We start from the raw sequence: 19,916 nt of genomic DNA on the forward strand, positions 1-19,916 counted from the left end.
GCCGAGTTATGGAGCCGAAGCAATTGGATATACGCCATTGGTCAGAAGGGCGACAAAACGCTTGTAATCGTGTATTTTGTCGCCAAATTCGTCACGAGACGGCGGATTTGGCCGATTTCCTGAGCGAAATCCGCTCATCGGCGCCGATTTCGGATGACAAGGCTAAAGTTATGGAACTGATCGACTTCTCTCAATTCACCAGCCGCCGGGCGGCGCGTGCGCAGCCGCGGGACAATGCGGCTGTGGCCGAGGCGCCCATTTTCGACCTTTGGGCGGACCTGCATAGCGCGAAGCCAGAGCCCGAGGCGGTCGAAGCACAGGTGATCGACATGGTCGAGGCTGACTTTTGGAATGATCTCCAGTTCCGCCTCGCCTATCCGACGCATCGCCTCCGCAGACATTAAGTCCGGCTCAGCGGCGCTGGTCCCGCGCCGAATCGGCGATGAACGCATTCGCGACATCGCGAATGCGAAGGCGGGGTATTGTTTTCATTTCGATTTTAACGCCCCAGCGCCCGGGTCATTGAGCTAAGCGCCCGGGACCGGGGCGAGAGCGTCACTTGCCCTCGGCGAAACGCGCGGCGCCAATCTCAGGCGCCGGCATCGTGCGCTCCAGCTGCTCGAACGCCGCCAACGCGAGGTCGGCCGGAATCATTTCGGTCAATTTGCAAAAGGACGTGGCGCCGCTGGAAAAGCCGCCATTTTCGGAAAGCTTGTTGACGGGCGCGCCGCCGCCGCAGACTGAAAAATATTCGCAGCTCTGACGGCAAAGCTCGACGCCCGCCGCAATGTCGCGCGTCATCGCCGTCATCGCTTCGCCGCCTAGCATGGCCTCGAGCGAATCGGTCAAAATATTGCCCACGATAAAATCATTATAGGCCGCATTCTTGAGGCCGAGCAGCTCCGGCGAAAAGCTCGACACCGACCCGTCGCAGGCGACATTCAGCATGCCGAAAGGCTCGACCTGCGCATTGCCCATGTCGCAGCTTTCGGGCCGGAAAATCCGTTCGAGCATGTCGTCGATTTCGCGGATGAATCGCACCTGTCCGCTCTGGCGCGCGAGAGTCCAGAAGCGGCTGAGGAATTCACGAAAACGGCGCGGCGTGTCGGCGGCGGCGAAGAGGCCGGAGACGTGATCGCCTTCCGATTCCTCCACATTGAAGCAAATGTCCTCGACCCCTTCGGCGAGATAGAAATCGAGCATCGCTTCCGGCGACTGCAAGCTTTCCGCCGAGAGCACCGAAATGACGTGAAATGGAACCTTCTCCCGCTGCAGCAGCCGCAGGCCGGCGATAGTCTGCGCAAAGGTGCCAAGTCCGGAGCGCGTCACGCGATTGGCGTCATGCAGAGCCTGCGGGCCGTCGATGCTGACGCCCACGCCGACGTCCCATTGTTTGAACAGCGCGCACCACTCCGGCGAAATCAGCATGCCGTTGGTCTGGATCGCGTGGCGAACGGCGACCTCGGGCGGCCGCAACGCCTCGATCGCACGGAGGGCGGTCTCGTAATAGGAAACCGGCAGCACGAGCGGCTCGCCAGCGTGCCATATGACCGTCAGTTGGTCTGCGGACCAACCGGAGGCGAAAATCTTGGAAAAGAGCGTGGTGATCACGCTCAGCTCCATCTTCGCTTTCTGGTTGCGGTCCGGCAGATAGCAGTAGCGGCAGTTGATGTTGCAGAAAGGTGTGGGCTGCACCACCACTGTTTCGATGGTCGGCGCGGCCCGGCCGGTCGACAGCGCGTTCAGCATGGCGCTCTCCAAGCCCTGCGGCGGCCTACCAGTTGCGCCAATTCCTCCAGCCGCCGTTGCGCCAGCCGTTGCGCCACGGAGCCCAGCCGCCATTGCGCCAGCCCCAGCCGCCGTTGCGCCAGCCGCCATTGCGCCAACCCCAGCCGCCGTTCCCCCAACGTCGCCGCCAGCCGCCATTCCCCCACCAGGCTTTGAGAACGTTGGGATAGCCCTCGACTTTATCTTCCAGTTGGGCTGGCTGATCGCCGACGATTTGCGAAACGCCGTCGCGAATCGCTTTCAGCCGCGCGGCGATGCCTTCGTCGGAGCCGGCAGCGCCCGCCGCGGCGGATTGGCCCGAGACAGGAAGCGCCTCGGCGCGAACCGCGGCCAGCGCCACGGAGACGCCGAGAGCGCCAGCGGGCAGGAGAACGGATAGAGCGTCCAAAGTACGGTTGCGCACAAGCAAACTCCCCTCATGTTTTTATGTAAGATAATGAGCCTGCGGCCTCTGCTGTCAAATCATAAAAGCCGTTGGCGCCGGAAGATTTACCGGCGGCGGATTTTCCCGCGAGCAACGCCGGTAAGGCAGCTTCCGCGTGTCCCCCGCGAGGCGCTTCAGCGCATATCATTCGAATAAGAAGCGCACGTGTCGACACTCGTATGGGCCATTGCCGCCCTGCGTCCACGAGCCAGATTTTTCGCGCTGAGAACGACCACTCGCGGCCGAAGCGCAAAAGGCCTCCGGCTCAATTTGAATGGCGCCCGCGGGCGGGAGCGTGAGCGTATATTCCCCGGCTGATCGCCTGGGGCCCCTGCCCCCTAAATCTCCAACAACGTTTGGAATCCGCCATAAATCATGCGCTTGGCGTCAAAGGGCGGATTCACCATGGTTTCCTTCAGCCGCGGGTCGGCCATGACCTTGGCGTTGATCGCGTCGCGCTGATCGCGGGACTCGTACAAGATCCAGGAAAACACCACGGTTTCATCCTCCTTGGCCTGCACCGCGCGCGGGAAGGAGGTGAGTTCGCCATAGGGCACGTCGTCGGCGACGCATTCGACGAAGGCGAGCGCGCCATATTCCTTCCAGAGCGCGCCGGCGGTTTGAGCCGCCTTTTTATAGTCTTCGATTTTCTCTTTCGGCACGGCGAGAACGAAACCATCGACATAGGGCATTGGACGCTCCTTTGCTGGCAATGATCGAAGGACGATCGGGCGCTGTAGGATCCGACAAGGGCCGCCGACGTTGTGCATTCAGAAGCTTTAGCGGTTCTCGCACGCGTCATTTTGACGAGTCATTTCGGAATGAATGCCGTCTCGTCGCAATGGACAAAGACCCTCATGGTTCGAGACGGGCTCTCCGAGCCGAGGGGAGTCAACGCCTCTCACTTCACCTCGAACCCGGCGTCCTCCGCGGCGCGTTTTGCGATCGCCGACCAGTCGAGCTCGCTGTCGCCATTGGCTCTCGCAGCGAGAAAGCGATCGCGGATAATGGCGGCGAAGGGCAGCGGGACTTCGAGCTTTTCCGCCGCCTGCTGCAACAGCCTGTTGTCCTTCTGGCCGAGCGGCATTTTAAAGCCGGGCGGCGAAAACTTGCCTTCCAGTATCAACCCGCCATAGGTTTTGTAGACCGGTGCGGAAAACAGCGATTCGGTTAACAGCTCGAAAACCTTCTGCGTTTCAATTCCACCCTTGGCGGTTAGCGCAAAGGCTTCGGCGAGGCTTTCTATGACGCAGGTAATCAGAAAATTGCCCGTGAGTTTGACAAGATTGGCCTGCGCCGGCTCCTCGCCCATGACAAAGATTTTTTGGCCGACCGATTCCAGCGCGGGCGTGATTTTCGCAATCGCATCCGGCTTGCCCGCCGCGGCGATAAAAAGCTTTTGCGCTTCCGCCGCCTCGGGCCGGCCGAACACCGGCGCGGCCGCATAAAGCTGCCCGCGCGCCGCATGCGCCTCGGTAAATTTGTCTGACAGCGCCACCGAAATGGTGCTCATCGAGACATGGACGGCGCCTTCGGCCAGCCCCTCGATCAGCCCGTCCTTGCCAAGCGTCACGGCTTCGGCGGCGCCGTCGTCGGCGAGCATGGTGATGGCGATGTCGGCGTCCTTGCAGGCGTCGGCCGGCGTGCGCTCGATGGCGACGCCAAGCGCATGGATCGGCTTCGTCGGCTCGTAGCTGCGGTTCCAGGCAACGACCCTATGTCCGTTTTTCACGAGATTGCGGACCATGGCGCTGCCCATGTTGCCAAGCCCCAGAAACGCAATATGCATGGAGTGCTCCTTAGACCCTGTTGCAGGGTTCGTGATCCGTTGCGGCGTCAAGCGTCAGAGGAGAGAAGACGCTCCTGTCGGCGGAAGACCGAAACGGTTGGGCGCCAGCGCGCCGCGTTCCGAATAGAAGAAGATGAGAAGCAGCAGCCCGATGCCGCTCAGCATCAGGAGCTGCCACCAGCCGGTGCGGTCGGTATCGTGCAGCCGCCGCACCGAAACGGCGATCAACGGCAGCAGCTGCCCGATCTCGGCGATGCTGAGAAAGAGGCCGGATCGCCAGCCGGCCGTTCCCAGCAGGCGATCGAGGATGAGCGCCGCGATGCAGATCAGGAAATAGATGAGTACAAAGCCCCAAAACTCCGCGCGCGAGGCGCGCCCGGTGAAGACGGCGTATTTGCGCAGGGCGCTAAGATAGTAATTCCAAAATTCCGTCATGGTCGCCTCCCCAGACTTTAAAACTATGCCTTCTGTGCTTCGCGCGCGCGTCGCGCCTCATAGGCTTTCAGATGCGCATAGGCGATGCGGAGCAGCGAAAAAGGGTCGGGTTCGGCTTTGCTTCGCTGCAAAAGATCGCCGATGATGTGGTCGGCCTCGGTCGGCGCCCCGCGCTCGACGTCGCGCAGCATGGAGGCGACAAATTCCGATCCCGGCGCGGTCAGCATGGTGCGGCCGCGGATGATTGACGGCTCCCGCGGCGCATAGCCATTGTCGGCGGCGATCCCCGCGCATTCATCGAGCGTGGCGATGGCGAGGTCCGAGGCGCCCGCGGCGGCGATGTCGCCGGCGGCGGCGCGCATGAGGCAGGTAATGCTCGCGGCGGCGGCGATGAACGTCCACTTCTCCCACATTTCCAGCGCGATCTTGTCGCTGCGGCGCTCGTCGAAACCGGCGTTCGAGAGCGCCGCGCCAATGGAAGCGACCCGCTCCGCCTGCCCGACGCTGCGCGCGCCGTAAGCCAGATTGTGAAAATTGCCGAAATGATGGATGCGGCCTTCGGCGTCGAGCGTCGTCGAGATCGAACAGAGGCCGCCGAGCACTTGCTCTGCGCCAAAGCTTTGGTCGAGCGCGTCGAGGTGGCGCATGCCGTTCAACAGGGGCAGGATCAAAGCGCCGGGACCGACGGCGGGCGCGAAGGATTCGATTGCGCCGTCGAGATCATAGGCTTTGCAGGATAAGATAATGAGGTCGAAATTCTTGGCCAACCGATCGGCGGAAATGGTTGGGGGCGCCGGCCAATCGATGTCGCCGAACGGGCTCTTGACGATCAGGCCGATCGCCGCGAGCTGCGCCGCGCGTTTCGCCCGCACCAGGAAGGTCACGTCGCGGCCGGCCTTTAAGAGACGGGCGCCGAAATAGCCGCCAATGGCGCCCGCGCCAACCACGAGTATGCGCATTCCCGGTCCTTTCCAAATCCTGCCGCTCGCGCCATTTCGTCTCGGCCTTGAGTCGGCGAGCGGCGAACTCTAGAACGCCGGCGCGGCGCGAACAATCATGCCGGACGGCCCGGCTCACCGGAGGGGCGAGCGCCCTTATTTTCGGTCAAGCCTGACTGCATTGCCGCCAAGTTGATTATTTTCTCGGCGGCGAGAACGACGCGGGCTAGGCGGCAATCCATCCGGGCGCCCGTCACAGTCTTGATTTGAAACGAATATGCATCGCCAAACGCGTCCCTGCGCCGCTTGGCGCCTCATTTGCTTTTAAGAGGACGTAGGCGGCTAGGGTTCCGATCGCTTTTTTGCGGTGCTGGTCCGAGAGCTGCGATCCAGCTGGGAGAAATCGGCTGGAGGCACGGCGGGACAAAAGCCCGGGAGACCAAACGACGTCAGGGATTGGCGTCAGAATGGTCTCGCCAATCCCCTCACAATGGAGGATTGGATGTTGCCGACGAAAAAGCTCATTTCCCTTTGTCTTGGCGCTGCGCTTCTCTTCGGAGCCGCAAACGCCGCATTCGCCGCGCCGAAGAAAGAGTTCAAGCTCGCCTGGTCGATCTATGTCGGCTGGATGCCGTGGCAATGGGCCGACGAGACGGGAATCGTCAAGAAATGGGCCGATAAATACGGCATCAAGATCGACGTCGTTCAGTTCAACGATTATGTCGAATCGATCAACCAATACACCGCCGGCGCCTTCGACGCCCTGACCGTCACCAACATGGACACTGTGGCTGTGCCCGGAGTTGGCGGCGTGGATTCGACCGCTGTCATCATCGGCGACTTCTCGAACGGCAACGACGCCGTTATCTTGAAGGACAAGACGAGCCTCAAGGACGTCAAGGGCCAGAAGATCAATCTCGTCCAGTTCTCGGTGTCGCATTATCTGCTCGCGCGGGCGCTGGATTCGATCGGCCTCAAGGAGCGCGACGTGACGGTGGTCAACACCTCCGACGCCGACATGGCCGCCGCTTTCGCCACTCCGGAGGTCACGGCCGTCACGACCTGGAATCCGATCGTCTCCGAAATCCTCAAGCGCAAGGACGCCCACAACGTTTTCAACTCGAGCCAGATTCCGGGCGAGATTATGGACCTTGCCATCGCCAACACCAAGACGCTGGAAGACAACCCGGATTTCGGCAAGGCGCTGGCCGGGATCTGGTATGAAACCATGGGGATCATGAGCGCCAACACGCCTGCCGGCGAGGCGGCGCGCGAAGCGATGGGCAAGGCCTCCGGCACGGATCTCGCCGGGTTTGAGTCGCAACTCAAGACGACGCGCATGTTCTTCACGCCGGGCGACGCCACGGCCTTCGCCAAGAGCGCGGCGCTGCCGAAGACGACAAAGCTCGTCAATGAGTTTTTGTTCGAGCACGGACTGCTCGGCGACAACGCCAAGAGCGCCGAAGTCATCGGCGTAAAATTCCCGGACGGCTCCGTGTTTGGCGATCCGAACAAGATCGGCTTGCGCTTCGTCACCACCTATATGGACTCAGCCGCCGCGGCCGCGAAGAACTAGCCGGCGATGCGGCTGCTCTCGCTTCGCCCTGGCCGGGGAGCAAACCTCCTGCTCCCCGCGATCCCCTTCATCTTGTTGATCCTCGCCTACACGATCGGGTCGGCGGTCCGGCACGCCGGCAATCCGGACGACAAGCTTCTGCCCGGCCTTGACGCTCTTGTCGCGGCCGTGCAGCGGGTCGCTTTCTCGCCCGACAAGCGGACGGGGGAATATCTGCTGTGGAGCGATACGTTGGCGAGCCTCACGCGCCTTTGCGCCGGCCTTGCGATCGCCACCGTGACGAGCTGCGTTATCGGCCTCACAGTCGGGCTGTTGCCCTATCTGCGCGTCCTGCTGACGCCGTTCATTGCGGTGTTGTCGATGATTCCGCCTTTGGCGATCTTGCCCATTCTGTTCATCATGTTCGGACTGGGCGAGGCCTCAAAAATCGTGTTGATCGTGATCGGCATTGCCCCCTTCATGACGCGTGATCTGGCGTTGCGGGTCAGCGAGCTTCCGGCCGAGCAGCTAATCAAGGCTCAGACTCTCGGCGCGACGACCTGGCAGATTCTGACGCGCGTCGTCGCGCCGCAAATGATGCCGCGGCTCATTGACTCGGTGCGTTTGTCGCTCGGGGCGGCGTGGCTCTATCTCATCGCCGCGGAGGCGATCGCCTCCGAAAGCGGCCTTGGCTTTCGCATCTTTCTGATGCGGCGCTATCTCGCAATGGATGTGATCCTGCCTTACGTCGCCTGGATCACCTTTCTCGCTTTCCTGTTCGACTTTATCCTCAGGCGGTTGCAGGGCGGCCTCTATCCCTGGTTCGCGGGGGCGCGCGCAAAATGACGACCATCAGCCTGCAGAATGTCTGGAAGGAATATGAAGGCAAGGTCGTCCTTGAAAAGCTTTCGCTCGAGATCGCGCCGCAATCCTTCGTCGCTCTTGTCGGCCCTTCGGGATGCGGCAAGACGACGTTTTTGCGGATGCTGCTCAGTGAAGAGACGCCCACGCGCGGGCGCATCCTCATCGACGGCGCGCCGCTGGCGCCGGAGCCGACGGTCGATCGCGGCGTCGTGTTCCAGCGCTATTCTGTGTTTCCGCATCTGACGGTCACGGAGAATGTGCTGCTCGGCAAGGAGTTCGCCCAGTCGAAGTTCCTCGGAATGCTTTACGGCAAGGCAAGGCGCAAGGCGCTCGAGGAGGCTGACGCCCTGCTGGCCGAAGTCGGGCTGACGGGGGCGGCGTCAAAATATCCGGCGCAGCTTTCCGGCGGCATGCAGCAGCGGCTTGCGCTGGCGCAGGCGCTGATCACGCGTCCCAAAATCCTGCTGCTCGACGAGCCCTTCGGCGCGCTCGATCCGGGCATCAAGGCGGATATCCATGTCTTGATGCTGCGGCTGTGGAAAGAAACGAAAATGACGGTCGTCATGGTCACGCATGATCTCAGCGAGGCGTTTCGCCTTGGCACGAGGGTGCTTGTGTTCGAGCGCAAGGAAAATAGCGCGCTGGAGCCCGATCGCTTTGGCGCGACGATCACGCGCGACATCGACGTCTGGCCGCCCAAACACGCCGCCTGGGCGACGCCGGCGGGAAAGAAGACGCCCACTCACTAAGCCGACATATGTCGCCGGGACGGCCCGGCGATCCGATACTCAACGGCCGGGACGACCTGGCGCTCACCAGTGTGGATGAAACCATGAGCCTGTTGGACGCTTCAACGCCTGAACAACACCGGGCCCGTTACCTCGAACTCAAAAGCAACGCCGCCGAGCGGCTGCATGCCCCACGCGAACGCGCGCCCTCCGCGTTGCGCGCGCTTGACGACGCCGAGATCATCTGGCGCGAACGAATTCCCGGCGGCTGGTACTGGACGCGCAAAATCAGGCGCGGCGAGACGCTGCGCATCGTCAACGTGACAGGCCGCGCCGCAGCCTCAATCCTGATCTGGAACGCCGATGATGCGAGCGAACGTTACAACGCCGGCGACACTGTAAAAATCCAGTGGAACGCGCTGCTCGGCAAGGGCGACGTGCTGTTTTCCGACATGGGGCGCGTGCTCGCCTCGATTGTCGAAGATAGCGGCGCGGGCCATGATTTCCTTGTCGGCGGCGGCGCGAAGGCGTCGACCGATCGACGCTATGGCGTCGGCTACCGCAACACGCGCGACAATTTCTGTCTCGCCGCCGCCAAGCTCGGCCTGAGCCGTCGCGACATCATGCCCTGTCTCACCTTTTTCGCGCCGGTGCGCACGGACAGCGAAGGCAAGCTCGGCTGGTCAGGCCAGGAAGCGCGGGCGGGAGACTTCGTCGAGCTTCGCGCCGAAATGAACCTGCTGGTGGCTCTCTCCAATTGTCCGCATCCCTACGATCCGCGTCCCGATTATGCCCCGGGCGAAATCGAGGCGGCCGTCTGGCGCGGGGCGCCGGCGGACGCAAACGACTCCTGCCGCACGGCGAGCGAAGAAGCCGCCCGCGGATTTGAAAACAACGCCGCGCTGTTTGGCGCCTGACGTCCGATCAAAGGATGACCATCGTGGGAAATGACGCCTTTTCGGTCGATCGCGCGACGGCGATCTTCGATGAAATCGTGCCCGCGCGGGCGCCGTGGTCCGGCTTTCTGAAGAAAGGCCAGGTCCTGCGCATCATTGATCTCGAAGGCCAGCAGGCCGTCGACGCGCTGTTCTATCGCGCCGACCATTTCGAGGAGCGCTACAGCGCGCAGGATACGCTGCGCGAGCAGGGCTCGGCCTATATCGGCCTCGGCTCCAAACTCATCTCGAATGAGGGCAATCTCATGCTGACGGTGGTTGGCGACAGCTGCGGTCTGCATGACACCTCGGCAGGCGCCTGCAGCTGCGAGAGCAACACCGTGCGCTTCGGTCATCACACAAAATATATGCACGCCTGTCGCGAGAATTTTGTGCTGGAAATCGGCAAATATGGCATGGGCAAGCGCGATCTGGTGAGCAACATCAATTTCTTCATGAATGTGCCGATCGAGCCAGGCGGCGAGCTCGCCATTGTCGATGGCGTCTCCGCTCCGGGTGGTTACGTCGACCTCAAGGCCGAGATGGATGTGCTGTGCCTGTTCTCGAACTGTCCCCAGGTCAACAATCCGTGCAATGGCTTCAACCCGACGCCGATCCGCGTCGTCATCTACGATTGCGCGGAAGGGTGAGGCGATGTTCAGCAAGGTTCTGATCGCCAACAGAGGCGAGATCGTCGGCCGCGTCGTGCGCACCTTGCGCAAGATGGGCGTCGGCTCCGTCGCTGTTTACTCTGACGCCGATCGCTTCTCGCCAACCGTGCTTGCGGCGGACGAACAGGCAAGGCTCGGGCCCCCGCCCGCCGCGCAAAGCTATCTCAATGTCGAGGCGGTCATCGCCGCCTGCAAGGCGACAGGCGCCGAGGCGGTGCATCCGGGCTACGGGTTTTTGAGCGAGAACCCCGGCTTCGCCGAAAGGCTGGCCGCGGAAGGGATCAAATTCATAGGCCCTCAACCGCAACATATGCGCTCTTTCGGCCTCAAGCATAGCGCGCGCGAGGTGGCGCAGCGCGCCAACGCGCCGCTGCTGCCGGGGAGCGGCCTGCTCGACTCGGCCGAGGACGCGCTGAAGGAAGCCGAGCGCATCGGCTATCCGGTGATGTTGAAAAGCACCGCCGGCGGCGGCGGCATCGGCATGCAGCTTTGTTTTGGCCCGGATGAATTGGCTGCGCGATTTGAATCGGTGCGACGGCTCGGGGCGAATAATTTCGGCGACAATCGCGTCTATCTCGAAAAATTCGTTGCGCGCGCGCGGCATGTCGAGGTGCAGATTTTCGGCGACGGCAAAGGCGGCGTCGTCGCCTTGGGCGAACGCGATTGCTCGCTGCAGCGGCGCAATCAGAAAGTGATCGAGGAGACGCCCGCCCCCGGCCTGACCGACGAGAGCCGCGCCGCGCTGCGCGAGGCCGCGATCGCGTTGGGCCAGGCGGTCAATTATGAATCCGCGGGAACGGTCGAATTTGTATATGACGCGGATCAGCAAAAATTCTATTTCCTTGAAGTCAATACGAGACTGCAGGTCGAGCATTGCGTCACCGAAATGGTGTTTGGCGTCGATCTGGTTGAATGGATGGTGCGTCAGGCGGCGGGCGAATTCGCCCTTCCAGCCCAAAGCAGCCTGCAAGCCAAAGGCGCGGCGATCGAGGCGCGCGTCTATGCTGAAGATGCGTCGAAGGATTTTCGGCCGTCGACGGGCCTGCTCACGCGCGTAAAATTCCCCGATGACGTCCGCGTCGACGGCTGGATCGAAACGGGCGTCGAAGTCTCGCCCTATTATGATCCGCTGCTGGCGAAGGTGATCGCCGCCGGCGCCACCCGCGAGGAGGCGATCGGCAAACTCTCCCGCGCGCTGCTCGCCAGCGATATCTCGGGCATCGAGAGCAATCTTTCCTATCTCGCGGCGATCCTCGACCTGCCGGCGTTCCGCAGCGGCGAGATGATCACGAAGACGCTCAGCGAGTTCGCCTTTGCGCCGCGGACGGTTGACGTGCTGGCGGGCGGCACGCTGTCGAGCATTCAGGATTGGCCGGGACGGCTTGGCTATTGGAATGTCGGGGCGCCGCCATCCGGACCGATGGATGACCGGCATTTTCGTCAGGCCAACAGGATCGTCGGCAATCTCGAAGGCGCCGCCGGGCTCGAACTCACCCTGCGCGGCCCGACGCTGAAATTCAACGTCGATACGGTGATCGCCCTCACCGGCGCGCGCATGGCGGCGACGCTGGATGGCGCCCCTGTCCCCTATGATCAGCCGGTCGCCGTCACGCACGGACAGGTGTTGACTCTTGGCGCGGTCGTGGGTCCTGGCAACCGGACCTATCTCGCGATCCGCAACGGTTTTGAAGCGCCGGACTATCTTGGCTCGAAGGCGACATTTGCGCTCGGAAAATTCGGCGGCCATGCGGCGGGGACGCTTCGCACCGGCGATGTATTGCGCGTTGCGTCGGTCGGCGCCGTCGCTGCGCCGCGCGAGCAACAGGCGAGCGCGGACCTGTCGCATCGATGGGAGATCGATGTGCTCTACGGTCCGCATGGCGCGCCGGATTTCTTTACCGATGAAGACATAGGGGAGCTGTTCGCAACAGACTATGAGGTGCATTACAACAGCGCGCGCACCGGCGTGAGGCTGATCGGGCCAAAGCCCCGCTTTGCGCGTCCGGACGGCGGCGAGGCGGGCCTCCACCCCTCAAATATCCATGATAACGCTTACGCGATCGGCGCGGTGGATTTCACCGGCGACATGCCGATCATTTTGGGACCGGACGGCCCGAGTCTCGGCGGCTTCGTCTGTCCCGTGGTGATCGTCAAAAGCGACCTTTGGAAGATGGGCCAGCTGCGGCCGGGCGACAAGGTCCGCTTCCGGCCCGCGCCCAATGCGGCCGGCGCGCGGGAGCTTGGCGATCCGATCCTGCGTCAATATGGAGAAGGCGACGGCGCCGTCTGCTGCCGCCGCGCCGGCGACAGCTATCTGCTGATTGAATTTGGACCCCTCGCGCTCGATCTCGGCTTGCGCCTTCGCGCCCATCTCCTGCATGAAGCTTTGCTCGCGGCCGCGATCGACGGCGTCATCGATCTGACGCCCGGCATAAGATCGCTGCAACTCCATTATGATCCCAATATCATATCGCAGGAGAGGCTGCTGGAGCGGACGGTGGAGCTTGAACGCGCTCTTCCGCCGGTGGACGAAGTCGAGATCGAAAGCCGCATCGTGCATCTGCCGGTGTCGTGGAACGATGTTGAGGCGCAGCTCGCCATGCGCAAATATCAGGAGCTTGTGCGGCCCGACGCGCCCTGGTGCCCGTCGAATATCGAATTCATCCGCCGGATCAACGGCCTCGACAGCATCGAGGCGGTGCGCGACATTATCTTCAACGCGAGCTATCTCGTGATGGGGCTTGGCGACGTCTATCTCGGCGCGCCGGTGGCGACGCCGATCGATCCGCGCCATCGTCTCGTCACAACGAAATACAATCCAGCGCGAACCTGGACTCCCGAGAACGCAGTCGGCATCGGCGGCGCCTATATGTGCGTCTATGGCATGGAGGGTCCGGGCGGCTATCAGCTGTTTGGCCGCACCATACAGATGTGGAACAGCTGGCGCTCGACCGATGTTTTCGAGCGCGGCAAGCCGTGGCTGTTGCGTTTCTTCGATCAGATCCGCTTCTATCCCGTCAGCGGCGAGGAGCTGGCCGACGCGCGAGAGGCTTTTCCGCACGGCCGCTATCCCCTGAAAATCGAGCCGGCGAGGTTCAGCCTGAAACAACATAAGGCGTTTCTTGCCGACCATGCCGAGGAGATTGAAACGGCGCAGACGCGCCAGCGCGCAGCCTTCGAAGCGGAGCGTCGCCGCTGGGAGGAGCAGGGTCTCAGCCTCTTCGTCGAGGATCAAACGTCCGACCCGTTGGAGGACGCTGTGCTGCCCGATAACGCGATTGCGGTCGAAGCGCCGATGCCGGGAAACGTCTGGAAGATCGAGGCGGCGGTCGGCGATACGGTCGCTATCGGCGACACATTGGTTGTGCTGGAATCGATGAAAATGGAAATCGCGATTCCGGCTCCGGCGGCCGGCCGCATTGCCGAGATCGCCTGTCAGGCGGGACGCCCGGTGCAGAATGGCCAGAGACTTGTGGTGATCGCGATGGAGGACGCAAGATGACGCCGGACATGCTGCAAATCGCGATCCTTCGCGAGGCCTATCGTCAAAAGACATTGTCGCCGAAGGATGTGGCGCTGGAAATGTTGCGGCGGATCGACGCCTATGATGATCCGGCCGTGTGGATTTGTCGCGTCAAAGACGCCGACGTATTTGCGCGCGCGCATGAGCTGGAAGAGGACGCGGGCGCGCTGGAGCGCCTGCCGCTCTATGGCGTGCCCTTCGCGGTCAAGGACAATATCGACGTTGCCGGCCTGCCCACGACGGCCGCCTGCCCGTCCTTCGCCTATACGCCGGAGGTTCATGCAACGGTTGTCGCCAGGCTCCTTGCCGCCGGCGCGATGTTGATCGGCAAGACCAATCTCGACCAGTTCGCAACAGGCCTCAACGGAACGCGCTCGCCCTATGGGGCGCCGCGATGCGTGTTTGACAACCGCTATATTTCCGGCGGTTCGAGTTCCGGCTCGGCGGTTGCGGTCGCTGCCGGGCTGGTCGCTTTCTCGCTTGGAACGGATACGGCCGGCTCCGGCCGCGTTCCCGCGGCCTTCAACAATCTCGTCGGCGTCAAGCCGACGAAGGGGTTGATCAGCACGGCGGGCGTCACGCCCGCCTGCCGTTCACTCGACTGCGTCAGCCTTTTCGCAGCAAGCGCCGCCGACGCGCAAGCGGTTGCGGAGATTGCGCAAGGGTTTGATGCGAGCGATGATTATTCCCGTCAGGGCCCTGCGGTCCGACTCCCGCTCGAAAAATTTCGGTTCGGCGTGCTCGCCGTCGAACAGCGTGAATTTTTCGGCGATGAGGAGGCTGGCGCCCTTTATGAGGCCGCAATCGGCCGTCTGGGGGCGCTGGGCGGCCAGGCCGTCGCCTTCGATTATGCGCCCTTCCGCGACGCTGCGGCGCTTCTTTATGAAGACGCCTTCGTCGCCGAACGGCTCGCCGGGATCGAGGCGTTTTTTGCCGCGCAGGCCCAGGATATGGACCCGAATGTGCGCGCGATTATCCGCAAGGGCCAAAACTTTTCGGCGGCTGACGCCTTCAAGGCCGCCTACAAGCTACGCGCCTTCGCGAGAAAGGCTGAAGGCGAGTGGGCGAAATTCGATTTCATGCTATTGCCGACGGCCCCGACGATCTTCACCGTGGCGCAGATGGCGGAAGATCCGATCGGAAACAACAGCCGCCTCGGTCTCTACACCAATTTCGTCAATCTGCTCGACTATGCCGCTGTCGCCGTCCCCGCCGGCTTTCGTCCCGCGAGCAAGCTTCCGTTCGGCGTCACGCTGATCGGTCCGGCTTTTTCGGACAGCGACCTCCTTGTGCTGGCCGACCGGCTGCATCGCGCTCTGGGGCAAGGCGTCGGGCGCGCGGTTGGCGAGGGCGCCGAAATTCCGGCCGCCGCCCTCTTGCCCGTCCCGGCTGAGGCCATACAGGTGGTTGTCGCCGGCGCGCATATGTCGGGCCTTCAGCTCAATCATGAGCTGACGGGCCTCAGCGGCCGTCTCGTTGAAACGACGCGGACGGCGCCGTTTTATCGGCTGATGGCGTTGCCGGGAACGGTTCCGCCAAAGCCGGGCCTCGTCCGCACGCCGGGGTTTGCAGGGCCGGGCATCGAGGTGGAGATTTGGTCGCTCAGCCCCGAAAATTTCGGCCGCTTCATTGCCGGCGTGCCGGCGCCGATGGGGATTGGCAAGGTGACGCTTGCGAGCGGCGCCGTCGTTCCCGGCTTCCTATGCGAGGCTTTCGCGCTTGAGGGCGCGGCCGACGTCACCGGCTTTGGCGGCTGGCGCGCCTATCTGGCGAGCAAGTAAAGGCGGCTGTCGCCGCTCAGCGTTGGCCGATCGGCGTATCGCCGAACAGCCCCTTCATTTCGCGCGGCTGCGAGCGCCAATATTGCGGCGGCGCCTCGACGGTTGCGCCGAGTTCTGCCGCCGCATGCCAGGGCCAGCGCGGATCGTAAAGCATCGCTCGGGCGAGCGCGACGCAATCGGCCTTGCCGTCGGCAATAATCTCTTCGGCCTGTTGCGCCTCCGTGATCAGGCCGACCGCCATCACGGGAAAGCCGACGGCGCCTTTGAGGCCTTCGGCGAAGGGGACCTGATAATTCGGCGCGACAGGGATTTTCTGCAAGGGCGAGACGCCGCCCGAAGAGGCGGTGATCCAGTCGGCGCCGCGTTTCTCGATCTCTCTGGCGAAGGCGATGGTCTGGGCGAGGTCGAGGCCGCCTTCGACCCAATCCGTCGCCGACACTTTGACGCCGACCGGCTTGTCGGCCGGGAAGGCCGCGCGCACCGCGTCGAAGACTTCAAGCGGATAGCGCATGCGGTTTTCCAGCGAGCCGCCATATTGGTCGCCGCGCTGATTGGCGAGCGGCGACAGAAATTCATGCAGCAGATAGCCATGCGCGGCGTGAAGCTCGATGGCGTCGATCCCCAGTCGGTGCGCGCGTCGTGCCGCCTCCGCGAAGGCCTCGCGGACCCGGACCAGCCCCTCGGCGTCAAGCGCCAGCGGCGTTTCCTCGCCAGGCTGATGCGCCAGCGGGGACGGCGCAAAGGTCTGCCAGCCGCCGCCCGACAAGGGAATCTGCTGGCCGCCCTCCCAGGGCACGCGGCTCGATCCCTTGCGGCCCGCATGGGCGAGTTGCATCGCCATGACGATCCTCGAATGGGCGCGCACGGCGGCCATCAGCGGCTGGAAGGATTCTTCGGTCGCGTCGTCCCACAGGCCGAGGCAGCCGGGCGTGATGCGTCCCGCCGGCTCGACGGCGGTCGCCTCGAAGCAGAACATGCCCGCGCCGGAGAGCGCCAGGCTGCCGACGTGAATCATGTGCCACTCATTCGGCTTGCCGTCGTCATGGGCCGAATATTGGCACATCGGTGAAATGACGATCCGGTTGGCGAGGGCGACGCCGCGCAGGCGGAGGGGTGAAAACAAGGCGCTCATGTGACCTTCCGTCGTTCTGGCGCTCCGCGTCGACGCGGAGCCTTAAAGGATGCGGCCTCGACTGCGCCGCGCGATTGCGATTCAATCCAGCAATGTATCGCGCCGGCAATGTGACCTTGTTCGGCGATTCGCCGCAAATCGCGGGCGGCCATCGCGCCATCGAAGCCTTGAAATGAAACGCGACGAATTCGGATCGTTTGAATGATGGAGACGTCGGACGCGCGCTCTTTGGAAATTCTTCCCTCGAAGGCGGCGCGCCTCGGCTTTGGGCTTCTGTTCGCTTTCGCCGCCGGTTGGGTCGACGCCATCGGCTTCGTGTCCCTCGGCAGCTTTTACCTTTCCTTCATGAGCGGCAACACGACGCAATTGGGCGTCGCGGTCGCCGGCGGCGAGCACGCGATGATCTGGCGCGGCGCCAGCGTTATCGCGGCCTTTTTTGCCGGCGCCGTGTTGGGGACCCTTATCGCCGACGCGGCCCGTCTGTTCCGCATTCCGTCTCTCCTCACGGTCGAGGTTGCGCTTTTCGGCGCGGCGATCGCCCTGACCCGCTCGGCCCCCGGCTTTGCCGCGCTGCTGCCCGTCGCCGTCGCCATGGGGATGCAGAACGGCCTCAGGCAAATGGTCGGACGCGCGGACGTCGGCAAGAGCTTTGTCACGGGCGCGCTGTTTTCGGCGGGCCAGTCGCTGGCGCGGGCAATGACGGGCGGGGCCCCGCGTGGCGAATGGCTCGTCTTTCTGGCGACATGGTTCTGCTTCGCCGCTGGCGCGGCCGGGGGCGCCTTCTCGCTTGCGAGCTCCAGCCTCGTCGCGAATCTCGGCCTTGTCGCCGGCGTCTTCGCCGGTCTCGCCTTCTTCACTTTTCTGATCGCGCTCGATGCGCGAAGCTCCGAACAAGATCCTGGATCGGCGGGCCTGTAGGTCCGGATTGGCATGAGGATTGCGAACCGGTTCTGGGCAGGCGAGGCTCGCGTTCCGCATAAAAGGGAGCGGAGACTCGGGGCGAACCAGGAGCATTGCGCCGTCCGATCCTGTCCGACAGGCGAGACATACTGCCGCAGACTCTGCCGTTCCTTTCAGGTTGTGGATTGAAAACGCCTAGTCTTATCGTGCGTGAATGCGTTATAGAGTTTATGTGACGCTTTTCCTAAGCGCGCAAAACTTGACTTGAAACAAGCAGCTCTATAACAGAAGCAAGCTAAGCATAAACTTAACTTACGGACAGCGTAACGCATGCTTCGCAGGATCCTTTTAGGTTTTGGCGCCAACGCGTTTAGTCAAGGCGTCAGCATCGCGATCCAGCTTTTTTCGCTGCCGCTGTTTCTTCTCTACTGGGATTCTTCGACCTACGGGACATGGCTTCTGCTGTCCGCCATTCCGGCCTATGTCAACATGGCCGATGTGGGCATGGTCACCACCGCCGGCAATAAAATGGCGATGGCGGTCGGGCGCAGCGATCTTGCCGAGGCGAATAACGTCTACCAGAGCGCCCAGCTGTTCATGGCGATCGTCTGCTGCGCGCTCGCCGTTATTTTGACGCCCGTCGCGCTGTTCGGGCCGCTGCCCGACTTTATGACCACGGATATGAGGGTCGCGCTCGCAGCGATGCTATGCGGCGTTCTTATCGCCCTTTACGGCGGCCTTTCGGAAGCTGTGTTCCGCGCGACCGGCCGCTACGCCGTCGGCACCATGCTCGGGCAGCTTGTTCGCCTCGCCGAATGGGGCGGCGCCATGGTCGGCTTGATCCTGTTCCGCAGCTTTTCCGGCGTCGCGCTATGCAGCCTGTTCGCCCGCGCCGTCGGCGCCGGCATCGGCATAGTTCTGGCGCAGCGGGGCGGTCAGGGCCTTCTGCTCGGCTTCCGTCACGCCAGCACGGACGAGCTGAAGAGCATGGCGCGGCCGGCAATCTCGTTCATGGCCTTTCCGCTCGCCAACGCGCTGAGTTTCCAGGGCGTGACCCTGCTCGTCGGCGTGATCGCCGGCGCCTCCGCGGTGGCGGTGTTCAACACCTATCGCACAATCGCGCGGGTGGCGGTGCAGGTCACCAGCATGTTCAGCCATGCGCTCGGTCCTGAATTCTCGCGATTGTTTGGCAATGGCGACATGGCGACGCTTGAGGCGGTGTTCCGCCGCTCGGCAGCGCTCAGCGCCGCCCAGTCGGTCGCCGTCAGCGTCGTGCTGTATTTTGTCTCACCGTGGCTATTGCGGGTCTGGACTCACGGCCGGATCGAATTCGACCCAAGCCTTATGGGCTGGCTCCTCCTTTACGCAGCGGTCGGCGGGATGTGGCACGCGCCGCGCGTCCTCCTGCAGGCGACCAACCAGCATGTCGGCATCGCCGGGTGGTCCCTTGTCGCCGGCGTTCTCTCGGTGGCGCTGGCATGGGCGTTCGGTTATTTCTGGCAGGTTGACGGTGTCGGCGCCGCGATGTTCGTCTCTGAAGCCTTTATCGCCGCGATCTGCATTTATATTGCCGCCGACTTGTTTGCGCAGTCGAAAACGGAGGTTAAGGTAAGGCCAACATTGGGCGAGTAACGGGGCTCCTCGCCTCGCACACGTCCAAATTGGCGGCGACTGGCGGTCCGCTGTCGTCCGAACGCAGCTTGCAATTTATCTGTCGCGAAAAAACGATAGGGGAAGTGAAGTGAGCGTTTTCAAGAAATTGAAGGAATTTTTTATCCTTCCATTCTCAAAGAAGGTGCCGACTGAGCTCTTGGGCGAAGCTGATCAATGGGCCATTCCCCGGAACTCGATCAATGCGCAGTCCTTCATCGTTTCCGCCGGGGTCGGTCGTTCGATCACCTTTGAAGAAGCGATCATCAAAAAATTCGATGCGACAGTGGTTCTGCTCGATCCGTCCCCGACCGGGGTCGAGACGATGAAGAAAAAGAATGATACGCGAAATATTGATTTCCTTGAGATGGGGCTCGCCAGCCAAGCCGGCGAAGTCTCCTTCGGACTTCCCGATCGAGCCGACGAGGGATCCTTCAGGAAGGGCGGAAAAGGAGACGGAATCGTCTTCGAATGCATATCTTTGGCGGACCTTCTCGCCAGATATGGCAAGAATAAAATTGATCTTCTAAAGATCGACGTCGAAGGATTCGAGTATGAGATCATCGAATCGATTTTTGAAAAAAATCTGGAGGTTGAACAGATTTGCGTAGAAATCCATCATAACAAAGTAATCGCTATTGATAAGACGTTAGCGGATGCGGCTCTTTTAATCCTCAAGCTGTTTAAGCATGGTTACCGTATCGTATATAATAAGAATATGGATTTTACTTTTTCCAAGCAGCAATTACTTGCCAAAGCAAATTGATCCCAAAGGCTCCGCTTCGCCGGATTGCGGCCTCAAT

General features: G+C 62.3%; 18 protein-coding genes and 1 riboswitch. Of the genes, 11 read left to right on the top strand and 7 right to left on the bottom strand.

Annotation, left to right across the window (positions count from 1 at the left end):
• Window positions 1-23: 23 nt before the first annotated feature.
• Window positions 24-404 (top strand): hypothetical protein, encoded by a 381-nt coding sequence (locus tag MSIL_RS13220; protein ID WP_148213090.1) that lies wholly within the window; start codon window positions 24-26, stop codon window positions 402-404.
• A 151-nt stretch (window positions 405-555) separates the two neighbouring features.
• Here the strand turns inward: MSIL_RS13220 and grrM are convergent, their stop codons facing one another.
• The 6 genes from grrM to panE all read right to left on the bottom strand — a co-directional run bounded on the left by grrM (window position 556) and on the right by panE (window position 5,395).
• Window positions 556-1,749 carry a cyclophane-forming radical SAM/SPASM peptide maturase GrrM/OscB gene (grrM, locus tag MSIL_RS13225; RefSeq protein WP_012591587.1) on the bottom strand — a complete coding sequence of 398 codons (1,194 nt, stop codon included), beginning with the start codon at window positions 1,747-1,749 and terminating at the stop codon, window positions 556-558.
• A 25-nt stretch (window positions 1,750-1,774) separates the two neighbouring features.
• A complete protein-coding gene (gene grrA / locus MSIL_RS13230; RefSeq protein ID WP_012591588.1) occupies window positions 1,775-2,191 on the bottom strand; it encodes a GrrA/OscA1 family cyclophane-containing rSAM-modified RiPP in 417 nt (138 codons plus the stop codon).
• 359 nt (window positions 2,192-2,550) lie between these two features.
• Window positions 2,551-2,904 (bottom strand): DUF1428 domain-containing protein, encoded by a 354-nt coding sequence (locus MSIL_RS13235; RefSeq protein WP_012591589.1) that lies wholly within the window; start codon window positions 2,902-2,904, stop codon window positions 2,551-2,553.
• Window positions 2,905-3,113: 209 nt separating this feature from the next.
• Window positions 3,114-4,001 (bottom strand): NAD(P)-dependent oxidoreductase, encoded by an 888-nt coding sequence (locus MSIL_RS13240; protein WP_012591590.1) that lies wholly within the window; start codon window positions 3,999-4,001, stop codon window positions 3,114-3,116.
• 54 nt (window positions 4,002-4,055) lie between these two features.
• The gene (locus tag MSIL_RS13245) at window positions 4,056-4,436 is read right to left on the bottom strand and encodes a DUF805 domain-containing protein (RefSeq protein ID WP_012591591.1); all 381 of its coding nucleotides are present in this window, start codon (window positions 4,434-4,436) and stop codon (window positions 4,056-4,058) included.
• Window positions 4,437-4,459: 23 nt separating this feature from the next.
• The gene (gene panE / locus MSIL_RS13250) at window positions 4,460-5,395 is read right to left on the bottom strand and encodes a 2-dehydropantoate 2-reductase (RefSeq protein ID WP_012591592.1); all 936 of its coding nucleotides are present in this window, start codon (window positions 5,393-5,395) and stop codon (window positions 4,460-4,462) included.
• 310 nt (window positions 5,396-5,705) lie between these two features.
• Window positions 5,706-5,814: riboswitch (guanidine-I (ykkC/yxkD leader) on the top strand.
• Between the two features lie 62 nt (window positions 5,815-5,876).
• Between panE and MSIL_RS13255 the strand changes: the two genes are divergently transcribed.
• The 7 genes from MSIL_RS13255 (at window position 5,877) to atzF (ending at window position 15,431) form a co-directional block, all read left to right on the top strand.
• Window positions 5,877-6,950, top strand: a complete 1,074-nt coding sequence (locus MSIL_RS13255) for a putative urea ABC transporter substrate-binding protein (RefSeq protein WP_012591593.1) — start codon at window positions 5,877-5,879, stop codon at window positions 6,948-6,950.
• Between the two features lie 6 nt (window positions 6,951-6,956).
• Window positions 6,957-7,775 carry an ABC transporter permease gene (locus tag MSIL_RS13260; protein WP_012591594.1) on the top strand — a complete coding sequence of 273 codons (819 nt, stop codon included), beginning with the start codon at window positions 6,957-6,959 and terminating at the stop codon, window positions 7,773-7,775.
• Window positions 7,772-8,542 (top strand): ABC transporter ATP-binding protein, encoded by a 771-nt coding sequence (locus MSIL_RS13265; RefSeq protein ID WP_012591595.1) that lies wholly within the window; start codon window positions 7,772-7,774, stop codon window positions 8,540-8,542. The genes MSIL_RS13260 and MSIL_RS13265 overlap by 4 nt, the downstream gene beginning before the upstream one ends.
• An 83-nt stretch (window positions 8,543-8,625) precedes the next feature.
• On the top strand, window positions 8,626-9,438 hold the full coding sequence (locus MSIL_RS13270) for an urea amidolyase associated protein UAAP1 (protein WP_012591596.1): 813 nt from the start codon (window positions 8,626-8,628) through the stop codon (window positions 9,436-9,438).
• Between the two features lie 14 nt (window positions 9,439-9,452).
• Window positions 9,453-10,106: an urea amidolyase associated protein UAAP2 gene (locus MSIL_RS13275; protein WP_041368035.1), complete on the top strand. Its 654-nt coding sequence runs from the start codon at window positions 9,453-9,455 to the stop codon at window positions 10,104-10,106.
• Window positions 10,107-10,110: 4 nt separating this feature from the next.
• Window positions 10,111-13,629: a 5-oxoprolinase/urea amidolyase family protein gene (locus tag MSIL_RS13280; RefSeq protein ID WP_012591598.1), complete on the top strand. Its 3,519-nt coding sequence runs from the start codon at window positions 10,111-10,113 to the stop codon at window positions 13,627-13,629.
• Window positions 13,626-15,431, top strand: a complete 1,806-nt coding sequence (atzF, locus tag MSIL_RS13285; protein ID WP_012591599.1) for an allophanate hydrolase — start codon at window positions 13,626-13,628, stop codon at window positions 15,429-15,431. Before MSIL_RS13280 ends, atzF begins: the two co-directional genes overlap by 4 nt.
• 16 nt (window positions 15,432-15,447) lie before the next feature.
• Here atzF and MSIL_RS13290 read toward each other — a convergent pair whose 3' ends face one another.
• The gene (locus tag MSIL_RS13290; protein WP_012591600.1) at window positions 15,448-16,563 is read right to left on the bottom strand and encodes an NADH:flavin oxidoreductase/NADH oxidase; all 1,116 of its coding nucleotides are present in this window, start codon (window positions 16,561-16,563) and stop codon (window positions 15,448-15,450) included.
• A gap of 201 nt (window positions 16,564-16,764) precedes the next feature.
• Here MSIL_RS13290 and MSIL_RS13295 point away from each other — a divergent pair, with 201 nt between their 5' ends.
• The 3 genes from MSIL_RS13295 (at window position 16,765) to MSIL_RS13305 (ending at window position 19,879) form a co-directional block, all read left to right on the top strand.
• The gene (locus MSIL_RS13295) at window positions 16,765-17,481 is read left to right on the top strand and encodes a YoaK family protein (protein WP_012591601.1); all 717 of its coding nucleotides are present in this window, start codon (window positions 16,765-16,767) and stop codon (window positions 17,479-17,481) included.
• Window positions 17,482-17,793: 312 nt separating this feature from the next.
• Window positions 17,794-19,095, top strand: a complete 1,302-nt coding sequence (locus tag MSIL_RS13300) for a lipopolysaccharide biosynthesis protein (RefSeq protein ID WP_012591602.1) — start codon at window positions 17,794-17,796, stop codon at window positions 19,093-19,095.
• Window positions 19,096-19,204: 109 nt separating this feature from the next.
• Window positions 19,205-19,879: an FkbM family methyltransferase gene (locus MSIL_RS13305; protein WP_012591603.1), complete on the top strand. Its 675-nt coding sequence runs from the start codon at window positions 19,205-19,207 to the stop codon at window positions 19,877-19,879.
• The last annotated feature ends 37 nt before the right edge of the window (window positions 19,880-19,916 follow it).

The organism is Methylocella silvestris BL2 (assembly GCF_000021745.1).
Lineage (GTDB): Bacteria > Pseudomonadota > Alphaproteobacteria > Rhizobiales > Beijerinckiaceae > Methylocapsa > Methylocapsa silvestris.

Coding starts and splice junctions, on each gene's coding strand:
- atzF (WP_012591599.1), top strand. CDS start 13,626: ATGACGCCGGACATGCTGCAAATCGCGATCCTTCGCGAGGCCTATCGT.
- MSIL_RS13245 (WP_012591591.1), bottom strand. CDS start 4,436: ATGACGGAATTTTGGAATTACTATCTTAGCGCCCTGCGCAAATACGCC.
- MSIL_RS13275 (WP_041368035.1), top strand. CDS start 9,453: ATGACCATCGTGGGAAATGACGCCTTTTCGGTCGATCGCGCGACGGCG.
- grrM (WP_012591587.1), bottom strand. CDS start 1,749: ATGCTGAACGCGCTGTCGACCGGCCGGGCCGCGCCGACCATCGAAACA.
- MSIL_RS13265 (WP_012591595.1), top strand. CDS start 7,772: ATGACGACCATCAGCCTGCAGAATGTCTGGAAGGAATATGAAGGCAAG.
- MSIL_RS13270 (WP_012591596.1), top strand. CDS start 8,626: ATGAGCCTGTTGGACGCTTCAACGCCTGAACAACACCGGGCCCGTTAC.
- MSIL_RS13260 (WP_012591594.1), top strand. CDS start 6,957: ATGCGGCTGCTCTCGCTTCGCCCTGGCCGGGGAGCAAACCTCCTGCTC.
- MSIL_RS13255 (WP_012591593.1), top strand. CDS start 5,877: ATGTTGCCGACGAAAAAGCTCATTTCCCTTTGTCTTGGCGCTGCGCTT.
- panE (WP_012591592.1), bottom strand. CDS start 5,395: ATGCGCATACTCGTGGTTGGCGCGGGCGCCATTGGCGGCTATTTCGGC.
- MSIL_RS13280 (WP_012591598.1), top strand. CDS start 10,111: ATGTTCAGCAAGGTTCTGATCGCCAACAGAGGCGAGATCGTCGGCCGC.
- MSIL_RS13295 (WP_012591601.1), top strand. CDS start 16,765: ATGATGGAGACGTCGGACGCGCGCTCTTTGGAAATTCTTCCCTCGAAG.
- MSIL_RS13290 (WP_012591600.1), bottom strand. CDS start 16,563: ATGAGCGCCTTGTTTTCACCCCTCCGCCTGCGCGGCGTCGCCCTCGCC.
- MSIL_RS13240 (WP_012591590.1), bottom strand. CDS start 4,001: ATGCATATTGCGTTTCTGGGGCTTGGCAACATGGGCAGCGCCATGGTC.
- MSIL_RS13300 (WP_012591602.1), top strand. CDS start 17,794: ATGCTTCGCAGGATCCTTTTAGGTTTTGGCGCCAACGCGTTTAGTCAA.
- MSIL_RS13235 (WP_012591589.1), bottom strand. CDS start 2,904: ATGCCCTATGTCGATGGTTTCGTTCTCGCCGTGCCGAAAGAGAAAATC.